The organism is Bradyrhizobium sp. USDA 10063 (assembly GCF_054063735.1).
This window is the reverse complement of sequence record NZ_JBSSGP010000002.1, coordinates 8,760,204-8,777,605: the sequence shown is the minus strand read 5'-3', so window position 1 is coordinate 8,777,605 and position 17,402 is coordinate 8,760,204. Positions and strand designations below refer to the sequence as shown.

Annotated in this window: 7 protein-coding genes; 2 read left to right on the top strand and 5 right to left on the bottom strand. The window is 64.0% G+C overall.

The features are described from left to right. Positions 1-75 precede the first annotated feature (75 nt). The 3 genes from ACVJGD_RS42945 to ACVJGD_RS42935 are packed head-to-tail and all read right to left on the bottom strand — an operon-like array spanning position 76 to position 3,164. Positions 76-336, bottom strand: coding sequence for a hypothetical protein (locus tag ACVJGD_RS42945; RefSeq protein ID WP_456639731.1), 261 nt, complete (start codon positions 334-336; stop codon positions 76-78). A 55-nt stretch (positions 337-391) separates the two neighbouring features. Beyond that, positions 392-2,710 carry a molybdopterin cofactor-binding domain-containing protein gene (locus ACVJGD_RS42940; protein ID WP_456639730.1) on the bottom strand — a complete coding sequence of 773 codons (2,319 nt, stop codon included), beginning with the start codon at positions 2,708-2,710 and terminating at the stop codon, positions 392-394. 1 nt (position 2,711) lies between these two features. Next, positions 2,712-3,164: a (2Fe-2S)-binding protein gene (locus ACVJGD_RS42935; protein WP_456639729.1), complete on the bottom strand. Its 453-nt coding sequence runs from the start codon at positions 3,162-3,164 to the stop codon at positions 2,712-2,714. A 397-nt stretch (positions 3,165-3,561) separates the two neighbouring features. Here ACVJGD_RS42935 and ACVJGD_RS42930 point away from each other — a divergent pair, with 397 nt between their 5' ends. Together ACVJGD_RS42930 and ACVJGD_RS42925 are read left to right on the top strand one after the other, a co-directional pair. Further along, positions 3,562-3,993, top strand: coding sequence for an Mth938-like domain-containing protein (locus tag ACVJGD_RS42930; RefSeq protein ID WP_456639728.1), 432 nt, complete (start codon positions 3,562-3,564; stop codon positions 3,991-3,993). A 5-nt stretch (positions 3,994-3,998) separates the two neighbouring features. After that, a complete protein-coding gene (locus tag ACVJGD_RS42925; protein ID WP_456640568.1) occupies positions 3,999-4,760 on the top strand; it encodes a C13 family peptidase in 762 nt (253 codons plus the stop codon). A gap of 568 nt (positions 4,761-5,328) precedes the next feature. Here ACVJGD_RS42925 and ACVJGD_RS42920 read toward each other — a convergent pair. Then, positions 5,329-16,284, bottom strand: a complete 10,956-nt coding sequence (locus ACVJGD_RS42920; RefSeq protein ID WP_456639727.1) for a filamentous haemagglutinin family protein — start codon at positions 16,282-16,284, stop codon at positions 5,329-5,331. A gap of 162 nt (positions 16,285-16,446) precedes the next feature. Then, positions 16,447-17,391, bottom strand: coding sequence for a FecR family protein (locus ACVJGD_RS42915; protein ID WP_456639726.1), 945 nt, complete (start codon positions 17,389-17,391; stop codon positions 16,447-16,449). Between the last annotated feature and the right edge of the window lie 11 nt (positions 17,392-17,402).

Below are 17,402 nucleotides of genomic sequence, written 5' to 3'. Positions count from 1 at the left end.
AAACTTAGACGGCACGCAATATATCGCGGTGCAGTCTGGCTGGGCACTGGAAAAAGCCAAATGTGATGGGCCAAACTACTTGCCCATCCGTTCGATCTTGCCTTTCTCCTTCACGTTCATTTCCTTCACCGTCGGATCGCGGCTGCCTTCGCCGGTGGTTTGGGTTCGCGTGGCTTTCGGCGCATTGCTTGGTACAGAGCTCTGATCCTTCGGCGTCTTTGCCGGCCGTGTAGCAGTGGCCGGTGGCGGATCAGCCTGGGCGCTCGCAGCTTGCGCGCTCAAAAGAAAGGCGCCCGACAGTAGCGATACCGCGAGCGCCGCCGAGATCTGTTTCATCGGTCCGTCTCCTGTCCAGACCGATGAAACGGTTGTTGCGAAGTTACGTTCCGCCTCACGCCTCCAGTTGCTTGCCGATCGGCAACGCGCGGATGCGTTTGCCGGTCGCGGCGAAGATCGCATTGATCAGCGCCGGCGCGAACGGCGGCACGCCGGGTTCGCCGACGCCGCTCGGCGGCGTATCTGGGCTGGCGGGCGGCACGATGTAGACGTTGGTGACCGCAGGGGATTCGTCGATCCGGATCACCGGAAAGTCGTCGTAATTGCCCTGCTGCACCTTGCCGTCCTTGAAGGTGATCTCGCCATGTTTGGCGAGGCTCATCCCCATGATGGCCGCTCCCTCGATCTGCGACTGGATGCGCTCGGGATTGACGTAGGTGCCGCAGTCGATGGCGGTATCGACCCGTGGCACCGTCAACGTGCCCTTGTCGTCGACAGCCACCTCGACGATGGTCGCGATATAGCTAACGAAGCTGCGGTGCGCCGCAATGCCAAGGCCGTGGCCCTTGGGCACCTGCCGTCCCCAACCGCCCTTGTCGGCGACCAGCTCGACCACCTTGCGGAGCCGTCCGGTGTCGATCGGATAGCTGTCGTAGGGCTCGCCATAGTTCCATAAATCCTTCACCGAGGTGAGGTCGAGGATCCGCGGCGCACCGATCAGCTCCAGCAGCATGTCCTTCGGGTCGCGGTTGGTGGCCTGCGCGATCTCTGCCACCATCGATTGCACCGCGAAGGCGCGCGGGATGTTCGACACCGAACGAAACCAGCCGATGCGGGTGTGCGCGGCCGCTTCCGGGTTCTCGCACTGGATGTTGGCGATCTCGAAGGGCATATCGACCAGCCCCATGCCGAGCTCGAACGGCGCCTGGTGCACCGTGCCGTCCGCAAAGGTCGAGGCGATGCTTGGGGCGACGCTGCGATGCCGCCAGGCGATCACCTTGCCGCTCTTGTCGAGACCCGCCTCGATGCGCTCGACGGAGACGGTGTGCAGGAAGCCGTTGCGGATATCGTCCTCCCGCGTCCACTGCACCTTGACCGGCGCGCCGAGCTCTTTCGAGAGCAGCACGGCTTCGAGGGCGTAATCGCACTTCGACTTGCGCCCGAATCCGCCGCCGAGCAGCGTGACGTTGACCGTCACGTTCTCCTCGGGGATGCCGAGCGTCTTCGCGACGTCCTCGCGGGTGCCGCCCGGGCTTTGCACGGGAGCCCAGACCTCCACCTTGTCGCCCTTGACGTCGGCGACCGCGACCGGCGTCTCCATGGCGACATGGGCAAGGTGGGGCAAATAGTACTCGCCCACGATTACCTTGTCGGCGCCTTTCAGCGCGGCTTCGGCGTCACCTTCCTTGCGCACGACGAGGCCTGGCTTGCGCGCCGCTTCCTCGAGTTCGACCCGATAGGCAACCGAGTCGTATTTGGCATTGGCGCCGTCGTCCCAGGTGATCTTCAGCGCGTCGCGGCCCTTGATCGCCGCGCCGGTATTGCGCGCGATCACGGCGACCCCGCCCAGCGGCTGGAACTTCGAGGGCCACGGCCAGCCCTTGACTTCCATCACCTTCTCGACGCCGGAAACCTTCATCGCCTCCGCGCCGTCGAACGACGCCACCTTGCCGCCAGTCACCGGCGGGCGGGCAATCACAGCATATTTCATGCCGGGCAACCGCACGTCGGCGCCGTATTGGGCCTTGCCCGTCGTGATGTCGTGGAGATCGACGATGCCGATCTCGCCCTTGCCCAGGTAACGAAAATCCTTGGGATCCTTCAGCCTCAGGCCTTCAACGCTCGGCACCGACTCCTTGGCAGCATCGGCGGCCAATTCGCCAAAGCCGAGCTTGCGCCCGCTCGCGCTGTGGACGACTTCGTGATTGACGGCCCTTACCTCGGCTGCCGGCACGCCCCAGCGTTTTGCGGCGGCCTGCTCGAGCATGGTGCGGGCCGAGGCGCCGATCTGGCGCATCGGGATCAGATAATGCCGTGTGCTACGCGAGCCGTCGGTGTCCTGGTTACCGAACTTGACCTCGTCGCCATGCGCTTGCTGGACGCGAACGCGCTTCCAGTCGGCTTCCAGTTCTTCGGCGACGATCATGGGCAGGCTGGTGCGCACGCCGGTTCCCATCTCGGCACGGTGCGCGACGACGGTGACCATTCCATCCGACGCGATCGAGACGAAGACGCGCGGATCGACCACAGTACCGTGCGGCATCAGGCTGGCGCCGGTCTCATATGCAAAGGCCGTACGCGTCATTACGGGTGCGGCGAGCACGAAACCGCCGGCGAGACCGAGGCCCTTGAGGATGCTGCGCCGCGAAATGTTCTCGACCTTGATGTGCTTCTCAAAACCGCGAAGCTTGCTGGGATTGGTAAGGATATTCATGTCACACCCCCGTCGAAGCGAGATGGACCGCGTTCTCGATCCGCTGGTAGCAGCCGCAGCGGCAGATATTCCCGGACAGGGATTCGCGGATCTGGTCGTGCGACGGCTTTGGATTATCCATCAACAACGCCGCCGCCTGCATGATCTGGCCGGTCTGACAAAAGCCGCATTGCGGCACGTTGAGTTGCCGCCAGGCCTTCTGCACCGGGTGATCGCCGGTCGGGTGCAGGCCCTCGATAGTAGTGACCTCGCGGCCGCCGACGTCGGACACGGAGGTGATGCAGGCGCGCACCGCCTGCTTGTCGACGATGACGGTGCATGAGCCGCACAGCGCCTGGCCGCAGCCGAACTTGGTGCCGGTGAGTCCCACTTCATCACGGATGAACCAGAGCAGCGGAAGATCGGGATCGCCATCCCAATTCTGTTCCTGGCCATTAATCTTCATCTTGATCATGATCGTCTCTCCCCTCGTCAAGCGGAGCCGTCATGAGCGTCTCCTCGAGGTGAGCAAGAACATCTCTCCTGGGACACCCCCTTGTATGGCCGCAGGCAAGACTGACCTCGCTGAGAAACCGCAGACTGCACCGGAGGATCTGGTTGATTGTCTGTGTCGGGCCCATCCTCCTGTTTTAATTTCGCTTTGTTCAAGGTATGGACGGCTGGAAGCCTAGCACAAAGCGCGGCCGAATAGGATTCACGACGCCCTGTTTGCCTTTGTATTTTGGCGAGGGCTGCCTGCTCGAACAGCGTGCTTTTGGTCAAGAGCCCTTACGCAGTAGCCCTTACGAGACGAGATTTTTTCGAAGAGCTGTATGCGGCTATAACGATCGATGTGCCCTATTGGAACGCTCTTGGGTGAGGATGATGCCGACGTCGAGGCGCCTCACTGTTGCATATTGGAGCTGGAGTCTGATCAGGAGGTCACGATGAAGATTGACAGTACCACATTCGGCGCGATTACGATTGACGGGACGACGTATCAGCACGACGTGGTCGTTCGTCTTTCCGGCGAAGTTGTGAAACGGAAAAAGAAGCTATCGAAGAAGCTCTATGGTACCTCGCATGTGCTTTCAAAAGACGAGGCAAAGTTTCTCTTCGAGAAAGGGTGCGACCAGGTGGTCATTGGTTCCGGTCAGATGGGCAACGTGCACCTGTCGCCGGAAGCCGAAGCCTATTTCGAAAGGAAGGGCTGCGAGGTGCTGTTGAGGCCGACACCCGAGGCGATCCGGATGTTCAACCGGTCGCACGCCAGGAGGATCGGGCTCTTTCACGTGACCTGTTGAACGAAATGGCCTGTGAAGCTGTGCATCCACGTTGGATCGGCCGGTTGGGCGCGCTGCTCATCGCCTTTGTTTTGACCATTGCGCTGTCGGTTTCGCCGGCGCACGCCGTTGAGGATGCTCGCAAGGTGAGCATCGTGTCCTTCGGCCTTTTCGGCGATCAGGGCGTGTTTAGAAACGAGGCGATCGGCGCAGCACGGGTCGTAGCGGGCCGTTTCGGGAGCGGCACGCTCAACGTGCAATACAATGGGAAGAAAGGCGGAGGTGCAACGATTGAAGGCCTGGCTAGGTCCTTGCAGGCAGCGGCCAACGGGATGGACGCCGAGAACGATGTTCTGTTCTTGATTCTCACCTCGCACGGCTCCCCCGACGGGCTCGCAATCAAAGCGGGGCGGCTTACGCAAACGCTCACGCCGTCCAATCTCGCTGCCATGCTGGCGCGGACCGGTATGCGATACAAGGTGGTGGTCATCTCGGCCTGCTATTCCGGGATCTTTATCCCTCGTCTCGCGAACCCCGATACGTTGGTCATCACCGCGGCCGATGCCGACCATCCATCGTTCGGCTGCCAGGACAAAGCCAAGTGGACCTATTTCGGCAACGCCTTTTTCAATGTCGCACTCCGGCAAGCTAAACGCCTGAAGGACGCCTTTGTTGAGGCACGCTCGCTCGTCAAAAGGCGAGAACTGCGCGAGCACTTCGAGCCGTCGAATCCCCTCATGGCAGGCGGCGAAAACGTCCAGCCGTTGCTCATTGCGCGTCCTTATTGATCCGATGATCTAATGACCGAAACGCGCCGCATCTCCGCCAATGGCGAAAAGCCGCCGGGCGAGAAGACTCAATGGTTTACTTAACTACTCATCGCGCGAGCCGCCGAACAAGACTTGTGCCGGCTCCGCGCTGGCTAGACCCCAGCTTGGGGCGCCCCTAGCCCCAAGATCGACTTCAGTCCGAGAGGGCACTACTCCGACCATCCGATTTCTTCGCTCCAGTATCCTATTTTACGATCGGCGTGTAATCGACCTGGACCATCAATCCGCGCTATATCTCGTGCGCGTGAAGGTAAGGAACGAAGTAGAAGCGCGGAACAATTCAGGCTCAGCTTCTGACTGAACTTCAGAATGGATCAAGCCGGCCTCCAACCAAAAGGCGTGCTCTGATTCACAAGCGTCGCAAGTGGTTCATCTTGCTTTGGTCGGCGCACCAGGGCTCGAAACCGGGACCGCTGATTAAGAGTCAGCAACGGGTTGAACACATTCAATGACTTGCCGGTCGCACCTTAAGGGCCGCCCCTCAGTTCGACGTCGGAAGCGCTGGTGATATCGGCCACATTTGGGGTCAGCGCACCTGCTTTTTCTTCTCGTAGATCAGAGCCTCGGTCTGCATATCCGACAGCGCGCCGGCCCCCAATACTTGAACCGGACTTGTCTGATCGTAGTTGTAACTGCGCCGCTCGTTCCTGCGACGTTCTTCGTCCTGACGCGGCTCTTCATCGCGTCGCGGCGTTTCCTGATCGCTCTCGCCGCCAAAGCCGAGCAGCTCGACGATGATGATCGACGGCCGCTCATTCGCAGGCTGCTGCGTCGCGTCCTTGACCGCGTCGGCTGCCGCCTTGTCCTTGGTTTCGACCGTCAGATTGACGGCCGCAGGCTGCACCTTTGGCATGCCCTTGGTCTCACCACCGACCTTGATGTTGTCGGTGTTGAGCACATACATCGCCGCCACGGAGAAGTTGCCGCTGACCCGGATTCCGGCGTCGCCCGCATCCACCGTGCCGACCGGAGCGATCAACGAGACGTCGCCGGGCTCGACACCGGTGAAGCCGATGATGGTGCCGATGCCGCTGCCGGAAATGTCAGCCCTTTCCATAACCTTCGTGACGGCGTCGGCATCGGTGACGATTTCCGGCGCCGATGGGACGCGCGTGGTCTTGGCACCACGGCCGGCATCGATGTCGCCGAGCGTCGACCAGATCACCTCGTCGCCGCCGGCGAAGGTGAGGATGCGCGAGCGGTTCACGGTGACGCTGTCGCGGGCGAATATGTTGATGTCGCCATTGCCGAGCGTGATCAGGCCGGCGCCGGGCGGCGCGACCGTGCCAAGTGCCGCCACCTGCAGACCGCCACCGGGAGTGAGAATGTCGACGGCGCCGCCCGCCATGGTGCGGAAGGTGGCATTGCCGATCTTGACGCCGCCGCTCCAGTCCTTGCCCGGGAACATGGTTGCAATCGCGGCATAGCCGCGGCTGTAACCGCCGTTGATCGGCCGGCCATCGGCGCCCAGCGTCAACTGGTCGTCGCCGGCGGCTTTCAGCTCCTGCATGTAGACCTGGCGCAGGAAGCGCTGTTGGGTCAGGGCGGGCATCGCCTGGAAGCGGGCCCAGGCGGCTTGCGGCGACAGGGTCTCGCCGGTGATCTCGCGAACGAATGAGACCAGGCCGTCGCGTACCGTGCGCTTGACGCCGCCGCGATCCCCGACGGCATCGGTCAGATAGATCGGCAGCACGACCCCGTCGACCGTGGTCTTCAGATAGTCCGGCATCGACGCGACGTTGGCCGGATCGAGATAGGCTGCCGCCAGCGCATCGTACGACGCCTGTTTGCCGTTGAGGCCTGCCATCACCGAAATGGCCGCGCCGCCGCGCGGCAGGCCGAGAACTTCCGTGGTCTCGACCGCGCGGTTATTGCCGTCGTACTCGCTATTGCCGCGGCTCTCGATCGTGAAGGCGGCCCCATAGACGTCGCGGCCGGCCGCGAGCGCGATAGCGCCCGGTCCCTGGATCACGATGTTGCCGCCGATGATGTCCTTGCCGGCCTCGAGCAACGAGACGTCGGTGCGGTGCAGGTTGCGCAGCCGGTAGCCGATGTTGCGGATGTCAGTGCCAGCGCGGAACCAGGTCTGCTCGTTGGTCGTGACGATACCCGGCGCAAAATTGGTTTGGCCGGTTACGGGGGTCCCCGTGATCGAGCCGTTCAGCGCGTAGAAACGGCTCGGATCGTAATCGTCTTCGTTGTCCAGATGCTTCGGGTTGCGGACACTCTCGAGATAGCTGCCGTGGGTCCCCGGACCGTAATAGGTCAACACATCGATATCGTTCAGAAGGATGAGCTGGAAGGCCTGCTGCTGAAATGGCGCACTGGAGACGTTCGACGCCATGTCCAACTTGATCGTCGCGATGTCGCCGCCGACCGGTTGGAGTGGCGAAGGTATCATAGCGAGCGTCGCACGCGACATCACGATGGTGCCGGTGTCGATATTGTCCGCCGCCAACAGGCGCAGTTCAGGAGTGCGGCCCGGCATGGTGAAGAACCGTGCCTGATTGGTGATCGAGCCGTTGAGCGCGGTGACGCGGGTCATTGATGGATAGAGATTGACGGCGAGCTGTCCCATCAGGGCCAACGGCAGGTCGGGGCTGTGGAAAGGGTCGGTGACGTCGAGATTCTTGGAGATATATTGCCCCTGGTTGACCAGGATGACGTTGCCGCCGACCGACGTGAGATCGAGCGCTGTCCGGGCGGTGTAGCCGCTCATGTAGGCACCAAAGTCCCAATAGCTGCTACCGAGCAGCAACGGGTCGAGCACGGTCTGCAGCCGCAGATCGCCGGCGGTGCGAACGCTGATGGTCGCGTCCCCGAGCGCGATGACGGGCGAGATCGCATAGACATCGGTCTGCACGTCGCTCTTGACGACGGAGACCTCGCGACCGACGGCGAATTCGCCCGCGGTGATGGTGCCGGCGCCGCGGCCTACATAATAGTAACCGGCACGAATGGCACCGCCCGCGTTGACGTCCATCAGGCCGCCATTGCGAACCTCGAGCACCTTGGCTTCGCCGAAGGTAAGACCGCCGCTGACGCGGCCGTTGCTCGGCAGCGCGACCAGCATGTTGACGACGTCGCCACCGGTCGAGACCGAGACGTTGCCGCCACCGAGTGCACCAACGCCCTGTTGGAACGCGCTGTAGTCCACCCACCATGAACTCTGCTGGCCGGCGTAATAGACATAGTCCGAGTCGGTGTCACCCTGCCGCCTCAGCCATTCGACGAACAACTGGCTGTCGTGGGGATTGGCCGGAAGCGCCGAACTGGCGCCGCCCTGAGCGGCGATGTTGAGGTTGCCGCCAAGTACGCCGTAGGTGGCGCCAGCGGCCGGCATGAAATTGGCGAGCGCTCCGTCGGCGCGGCCGGCGGTGTAGATCACCGAAGCGCTGTGGGCGAGCAGCAGATCACGTCCGACCGCGACGTCAATGTCGCCGGTGCCGGTGCGGACCTGGTAGCCGTTGCCGGCATCGCCAACAATGAGCGAACCGCTCCCGGACGGCAGGGCCGTCAACGGCGTAAGCGCCATCGCGCTCGCTGCAGTCAGATCGGCGCCCGACACCAGCCGCAGGTTCCAGGACGCGGTGTCCTGCAGCACGCCGCTGCGGTCCGCCGCCGAAAAGCCGTCGCTGATGTTGCCGAGGATGGTGAGGTTGCCTGCGGCACGCAGCGTCAGCGTGCCCTCGCGGGCGTTGGCACCGAAATCGGCGAACAGGTTCCAGTCGGTTTCGGCGGTCAGATCGCCGCTGCTGCGGATTTCGATGCCGGGCATCACCGCGACACTGCCGCCGGCGTTGAGCCGGGCGGCGATCGTGGCCGCGTGGCCGGCGAAGGTCGTCGCATGGGCGATCGCGTCCCCACGGACGGCATCGACCGAATTGCTGTTATAGACGCTGACGCCTTCGAGTACCGCCGAGCGCGCACCGACGATCGTCGCGCGCAGATTGCTCACCGCGACCTCGTCGTGGCTGGCCGACTGCCGCGCGCGGAACCGAACGCGGCCACCATCGCCACCAGAGACATCGATGTAACCGCCCTGCACGTCGAGCTGCCCGCCGCTGGCCTCCAACGTGACGCGACCGCTGCCCAATGCGCCGGTGGCGCCGGCCCGCAACAGTGTCGAGCCGAGCATGGTCAGCCCGTTGCCGGCGCTGATCGCGATGTTGCCGCCATATTCCGAGCGCGCGTCGATGGTCCCTGCCAGGGTCACCGCCCCCTGGTCGGCGATCAGCGCAAAGTCGGCGACGTCGGTGGTGCCGTCGATCACGACGTTACCAGAGCGGACACGAAACTGGCGCGACCGCGTGAAGCCGCTGGCATTCAGGGTCTGGCTCACGCCGGCGAAGTCCGGCAAGGCGGCGATATCGAGCGTAAATGAGCCGCCCCTGCCGCCAAGGCCGGCCTGTGCCGCGATTTTTCCACCCAGTGTCACCGTGCCGCCGCCCGAAGCGGTCAGCACCAGGCTGCCGGCATTGCCGCCCTCGGCAGGCGCGGCCAGGTTGAGGACGGAGTTGGCCGCCAGCCGAACCGAACCGCCAACCGCGGTCAGAGCGATGCTGCCGGCATCGGCATATTGCGCGACATCGTAGAACTGCTTCTTGTATCCACCAACGTCGATCAGCGCGCCATTGCCGACGACGACATCACCACCGATCGCGGTCAGACTGACCGCGCCGCCGAGGGCAACAATGCGACCGCCGAAATCCACGCTGGCGCCGGTCAGAGCGAAGCGGGTGCCGAGGCTGCCCTCGGGCGAGGCCAATGTCCCGCTGTCGCCGCCGCGCACACTAAGCGCTCCGGTGGTGGCGACCGACTGCGATGCGCCGCCACGGCCGGTCAACACCGGCGCCGCCAAAGCCACGGCGGCGCTACCGGCATCGATGGCGCCGTTGCCCTGCCCGATGATCTGCCGGCTCGCGGTCATGGTGACCGCATCGAAGCCGCGCAGCGCCTTGCTGCCGGCGCCGAGCACAATTTCATCGGCGCTCAACACCAATTGCGCGTGGCCGGCGCCAACCGGCTCGGTAAAATTGCCGCCGCTGTTGTCCAGCGTGAGGCTGCCGCCGGTCGCCGCGATCGTGCCGTTGCCATAGCCGACCAGGCCGGCGGCATCCAGTGTCACCGCCTTGAGCCCGGCGCGCCCGAGATCGATCGAGGTGTAGAAATCGATCGTGCTGTAGCTGCGCAACGTCAATTGTTGGGTATTGGCGAGTTGCGCCAGCGAGACGGCATCGAGCACCAAGCCACCGGCGCCGCCGCCGAAGCCGATCCGGCCGCTGGCCAGCGACAGCGCCGCGCCCGAGAGCTTGGCGCTGCCGGCAACCATCGTGTTCCGGGTGGCATCGATCAACAGCGCCTTGCCGCCTGACAGCGTCGCGTTGGCGCCGATACTGACGATGCCGCCGATCGTGGTGTCAACGTTCTGGCGCAGCACCTTGGCCACATCGCCATTCGATATCCGGATCAGCGCGCCGTAGTCCTTCGACGGCGTCGACAAGGTGGCATCGCCGGCGATCTGGGGAGCGATGACGAGATCGCCGCTGCCGGAGGTTTCGCCCCTGGCGGCGATCACGCTGCCGTCGTCGACATTGATGGTGGCGCTGGCGGCAAGCAGGATTTCAGGTCCGGTCAGCGCAGACTCCTCGCCGTTACGCACCACGATGTCGGTGGCGGTGACGTCGACCAGAAGCCCCCGCGCGTCGCCACTGCGGCTGCCGCCGACCAGGAGGCTGCCGGCGCCGAAATGGCTGAGCGATGAGGCATCGATCACCAGATAGCCGGCAAGGTCGCTGCGGTCCTTGCCTGCGCCGACAATCGCGATCTTGGAGCCCGCGATATCGACCAGCCCGCCCCGTCCGCCGGACGGCGACTGCGACAACAACGAACCATCGAGCACGAGGTTCGTCGTGGCGTTGAACACCACCGAGCCACCGTCGATCGGCAGCCGCGGCGTGACGACGTCAATGCCCTTTATGCGGTACTGGCTGAGCTTGAAGGCATCGGAGGCAAAGAAACCGTTGGCATAGGCCTCGTTGTATTCGCTGTATCCGCGCAGCGTCTCACCCGACATGATCCGCCACGACGCGCTTTGCTGCTGCGAGCCGCCACCATAGACATCGGCGCGGTAGCCGCTCATCACGATCGAGCCGTCGGCCATCTTGACCGAACCGCTGATCGCCTTGCCTTCCGATCCCTTGACCACGGAGATGGCATAGGCCCCAGGCAGCAGCGCGTACCGCGCCGGCAGCAACGCGTACCAGCCCGCGGCAAGGCCATTGCCGCCTGCGAGCCAGATTTTGTCCTGCGACCCGCTCGCAAAACTCGCGGCCGGCATGATCGCATACATGCCGGCCTGCGCCAGCAGGTCGTGCGATCCGCCTGGCCCGGGCACGCTTTCCCAGGCATAGAGATCGCCGCCACCACGGATATCCACCACCGAGCCGCGGGCCAGCTCCACATTTGGCGCGCTCAGCGTGATCTTCTTCTCCGGCAGCTGGCTCAGCATCGGCGTCGGATTGTCGGAGGTCGGTCTAACGAGCGGATCGGCCCAGAACTCATTGTTGATCAAGGTGCCATAGGGCAGCACCAGGCCATCGCCGGACACCGAGGTGATGCTGCCCTCGCCGAGCGTGATGTTGGTGGTGGCCGTGAACGTAATGCTGCCGAATGGCGCGCGCACAACGCCATTCTGCACGATTACCGGCGCCTCGAGCGACAGCGAGCCGGCCGCCGATAGCGGCAGCTCCGAACTTCCATTGGGCTCGACCACGAGTTCGGTGCCGGCCTTGATCGACGCCACAACGCCCGTAGCGGGATAGACTTGCCCAACCTTGAGTTCGAGCCGGCCATCGGCCGTTAGTGTCGAGCTCCGGTTGGTCGTCAGGTCGGTGATCAATCCGCCCATGCGCAACTGGCCGGCCACCAGCTGCGTTTCGGCAAAACCGCTGAAGGCGGTCCTGGTAACATCGATCAGCTCGGCATCGACGATGAACTTGCCGCTGCCGGCGGCGCCGGCCGAGGGCGATCCGGTCAGCAGCGCAATATAGGGCGCGGACAGGCTCGCTGTGCCGGCACCACCGCTGGCGATGGAGCCGCTGATCGTGATCGACTTGCCGAACGAAAGATTAACTCCCGGCGCAACCATGAATCCGCTGGTGTTCGCCTTGAGATTGGCGAAGCCGCCATTGTTCACCGTATCGGCGGAGATATTGGTGACCTTGACCGTCACGGTCGGCAACACCACACGCCGTGTGGCGCCCGCGTCGGTATAGAAATTTTTTTCCAGGAGCGCGAGCTGCTCCGCGCTGGCCGGCATCACCGACACCAACGGCTGGGAGATCCCCCTCGGCGTGGTGTCGGCGTCGAGATCGACAATGCCAAGTCCGCCGCCGCGGATCAGACTGCGGCTCGCCGTCGCGATCTGGCTGCGAACCGTGCTGTAGCGGAACGCCGTATCACTGCCCGAGCTATACTCGTGATAGACATCGAGGTTGCCGAGGGTATTGATCGATCTGATCGCACCGGTATCGCGATCGATATAATAGAGGACTGTCGGCAGCACCACCTGCGTGGTCGGCTGGGACAAGGCCCCGACCGCGATGTCGATGGTTCCGCCGATGGCGCCGGTGCCGCCGGAACGGCCGAGGAAAGTGCCGGCGATCAGATCGTTACCGGCGCCGCTCAGGTCGAGGCTGATGGTGCCGCCATTGCTGGCGAGATGCACCGTGCTGACGCGGCGGGCCGCGCTGAGATCGATCTCGCCGCTGGCGCCGGAGACATCGATCAAGGATCCCTTTTCGATCGTGATCAGCGACGATTTGCTCAGGCTGACGGTCCCGCCATCCAGAACCTTGCCCGATCGAAGCCCGCGCGCATCGTTCTGGACGACCGCGACGCCGCGCACGAGCAATTGCGCGCTCGACTCCAGCGTGAGGCGGCCGTTCGTCGCCAGGCTGACGCTGCCCGCCGGCGCGTCGATCGTGCCGCGCACAACGATATCGCCAGGAATATTGGCCCCGGTTGCGGGATCTACGGTTCCGGCGGATGACAGGCTCACGCTGCCCCCGACATCGGTATGCAGCAGGGAGCCGAGGCCGACGGTGACATTGTTGCCCGTGAGCGCGAGCGAGGTGGGACTGCGCACCGCGCGATCCGCCAGGGGCAGCACCGCAAGGCGGCCAATGCTGGACATCGCCGTCCCCGACGCATAAGCTGCGGGATTGCTGCCGGCAAGATCGATGCTGACCGGAATCTGGCTGATGGTGGCGCCATCGGCGATGTCGATATTGCCGGTCGTCGTCAGCGCGAGCGAACGGAAGCCGCGATCGCTATACAAGCGTGTCGACACCGTCAGCTCTGACGGGTCCGCCGATGCGGCGCCGCCGATCCGGATATTCGCATCGGTGCTGATGTTCAGCGAGCCGCCGGAGCCGGCCGAATAACCGCGCAGGTCGAGGCCCGCCACTTGCTTGGCATCGGAGATCAAGAGCGTGATGGCGCCGGCGTCGCCGACCTTGAGCTTCGACTTGGTGCCGCTGGTATCGTTCCAGGCGCCGCCGGAAACATCGAGGATCACGCCCTCGGCAAATTGCCCGGAGAGCTGGATGCTGCCCCCCTTGATCAGGGACGCCGCACCGATGGCATCGTTGATCCACCGGCCGCTGACGTCGACTACAGTGCCGGCGCCGTAGGTCGCCGCAGCTCCGGCCAGGACGACACTGCCACCGGCGATCCGAATGCCGCCGTCGACGGCGAAGCTTGCGGGATAGCGGCTGCCGACATTGGCGACGATGGATAGAGCGGTGCCGGGCGCCAGCTCCAACGTCTCGCCCTTGCCCAACGTCAATCCGGCCGAGACATAGAGGTCCAGCTTGGCAAAGCCCGCCATCGCCAGGACGTCGGAGTCGAGATATGTGGTCTTCTTGCGGAACGACGCCTCGTCGCCCGTGCTGCCGGAATACCACAGCGGATCGAGCGTCGAGGTTGCGGTGAAGCCGTCGGCCAGCAGCACGGGATTGCTGGCGATGACGAGATTGCCGACCAACCAGTTTCGGTATTCGTCGCCGATGCCGCCGATGGTCAAGCTGCCGGCCTTGGCGAACATCCCCGATGCCGACTGACGCTCACCGGTGATCACGCCGCCCCAATAGCCGCCCTCGAGTACGATCGCCTCGGCCGCATAAAGCCGGATCGCGCCGGCGTCGCGGCCTTCTGTGTAGCCCCGCTCGAATCGCGTGCCACCGCCGCTCAATGGGTTAGTCCAGGTCTCGGTGATTCCGGCGCGCTCATGCTTCCGCGAGAAGCCGCCGGCGAGGCCTACATAGACCTGGTCCGGCATCGCCGCGCCGATGTCATAGATGCGGCCATCGGCGCCCAGCAATCTGGTGGTGGTGATGTAGCCGTCGAGGTAGCGCACCGAGCCGCCGGAGACATCCAGCAACGAACCGGTCCGCGTGATGATCGAGCCACTCGATTTGATCGTGATCGTACCGGCCTTGGTGGAGAGTTCGCCGAGATTGGTCTTGCCGGTGCCGATCCAGCCGGAGAAGTCGGCGAGCGGCGTGCCGACCCACTTGCCCGGCGAGCCTTCGATCCAGGTGACACCCGCCATCGGACCGTCGCTGAACAGACCGCTGACGCGCTTGTCGACGCTGACCGTCAGGCCCCGCAACCACGAATCGCGATACAGTGGCGAATCGCGCAGCTCATTGATCCGCAACTCGCCGGTGACGACGTTGCTCTCCATCGTCAACACGACGTCCTGCAGGCCGGCGACGCTGAGATAGGCGTCCTCGCCGATATAGACCCGACTGCCGTCGCGGATATTCTTCTCGCCGGTGACCGGGGTCTCACCGGCCGAGGCCAAGGTGCTGGCGACGATACTGATGGTGCCGGCCGGCACAATGACGTTGGCTTGCCCTTCGATGTCGATCAAGTTGCCGCGCAGCTCGACACGGCCGGCGCGGTAGCGGGTCGCCAGTGACGACAGCTCGATATCGCTGGTGTCGCTGAGATCAGGCATTGCCGTAGTCACGCTGCCGGCGCCGAGCACCAGCCTGCCGGTCGACCAGTATTGCAGCGGCGATCCATCCGGCATCGAGCTGCCGTAGGACATCATGCCCTCGCCCCAGGCGCGCAGCCGGATGGAGCCTTCGCGGTTGTTCAACGCGGTCGAGGCCTCGAGCGCGCCGTTCTGCGCGATCTCGCGGGAGATCAGGGTGATGTTGCCGTGGTCGACCCGCACCATGCCATTATTGATGACGTTGTAACCGACCGAAGCGCCACGCGCTGCCATCTCCGGGAACACGACGTTCTTCAAGCCCAGCGTGTAGTCGTTGTCGCCGACCCAGTTTCCCTGACCGGTCACTGTCGCCATATGGTAGTAGTCGAACATCCAGCGCATCGGAGCCGAGACGGCGACGTCGAGACCGCGAACGCCAGACAGATCGGTCGTGAGGTAGATCTGTTCGCCAGCCGCCATGATGACCTGGCCGTCGGGCGCCGAGATACGGCCGGAGTTGAGGACATGCGGTGCAAAGATCAGGGCCTTGCCGCCGCTTGCCATTGTCAGCTGCGCACCGGCATCGATCCGCACATCGCCCGGAGCGTCGCCGATGATCGCGCCTGCGACCTGGCTGGGATCGTTGAGCCCGACAAATTGGTTCGGGTTTTGTTGTCCGAGATAGCCGAATTGCGGCTTGGCAATGCTGCTGCCCGATGGATCGTCGAAGACCATGAGCTGTTTGTTGATGCCGGCGCGGAACTGTTCATCCGACAGACTCAGCGACGAGGCGACGAAAGTGTTGACGTTGATCTGGCTCGATCCACCGAAGATGATGCCATTCTTGTTGATGACATAGACTTGGCCCTCGGCCTTGATGGTGCCAAGGATGCGGCTCGGGGCGAGGCCCGGATCGGTGACGCGATTGAGCGCGATCCAGTTCGACGCGTTCGCGCCGCCGGCGGTCTGATTGAAGTAGAGATCGGTCTCGCGCCCGACATTGAAGCTGGACCAGTTCAGGATCGCTTTTTGCTCTGTCTGCCTGACGGTCACCGTCGTACGGCCTCCGCCCTGCGCCTGCGTCGGCAGATCGGCGCCGGTCCAGACGCCCGGGACGGCTCCGGCCCCCGGCGCCGTCACCAGTCCTCCGGGCGTCAGTCCGTTCGGGACCGTGCTTTGTGCCGCTAAGGCCGCCGCACGCGCGGCGGCCTGACCGTCGCGCAGTGCCTGCAATGAAGCCGCCGCCCGCGCCATCGACTCCAGCGCCTGCTTGGCCGCGAGCGACGACTGCTGGGTGGCCGACTGCGCGGCCGCGGCAGCAGCTGCCGTAGCCGAACCCGTGCTTGCGCCCCCCAGGCTGCGCGCCTCCGCTCCCGCAATGCTGCCCAGCAGCAGCGCAGCGGCACTGACCCCGACGAGCAAGTTGCTCTTGAGGGTAGCGCGGCGGGATCGGTAGGCGGCAGACTGGACGGACATGGCTTGATCTCTCGGCAAAGACTTTGACGTGAAGCTGATTTCACGTGGATGACGTCGCTCAAAGCGACGCTTTCCCTCTGCGTAGAGACATGCCGAAGCGCGGCACCGAAAAAAAAAGAACAAATAATTCGAGGTCAGGAATTCCCAGGCGATCGACGGCGTTCAGCTCAGCAGGACGATGCCGCCCGGCAAGGATGTGACGGTCGCGCCAAACAGTTTCTTGACTTGCTCGACGACCGCATCGACGTTGCGAACCCGGAAATTGGCGCTGAACAGCCGCGCGCCGAGCGCAGAATTCACGACGATGATTTTTCCGGAACGATAACGATTGATTTCTGTGATGACTTCACGTAGCGGCTTGGAGTGAAAGATCAACAGATCGTCCTGCCAGGAGGTTACGATCGCAGCATCGACGAACGCGGGCTTGCCCAAGCCTGATCGATCATAGGTGACCTGCTCGCTGGCGCGCAACGACGCTGTCGCCGCGCCGTACGAGACGTAAACATTCCCCTCGAGGCAGGTCACGCAAACCGCGTGCCCATCATTCCGTATGTTGAATTTCGCTCCAGTTCCGCTGGCCTGGCCTTGACTGGATGTCACGACAAACGCCGGCCCCGCGCCGGATGGCGTCGCGACCACCGCCTCGCCCGAGATCAGCTCGATCCCTGCGGCCTCCTTCGCGACCTGGCGCAGCGCAATGCTGGTCTGGGTATTCATCTCGACGAAAGTCGTGTCGGCCACCACAATACGCCGCCGCTCGCCGGTGTGCGTCCGATAGTCGGCCGCCATTTCCGACCAGGATGGCCAGAGGCCGAGCGGCGGCTGCACGACGAGATATGCCGCGCTCGCGGCGATGGCGGCGGCCCCGCCGCCGAGCACGGCACGACGTGACATCGAGATGGAGGCGAACGGCCGCGCGGCCGGGCGATGCCCCTCAAATGCCTTCGGCCCCAAGGCCTCCCACATCCGGGTGGCCTTCATAAAAGCGGTCCGATGCGCCGGATCGCGCTCGATCCACACCTTGCCTTCCCGCACGTCCGCAGGTCCTGCTTCCCCCGAGGTGAAACGGACCAGCCAATCGTGCGCTTCGCGCTCGATCCGGTCCAACTTTTCGCGCG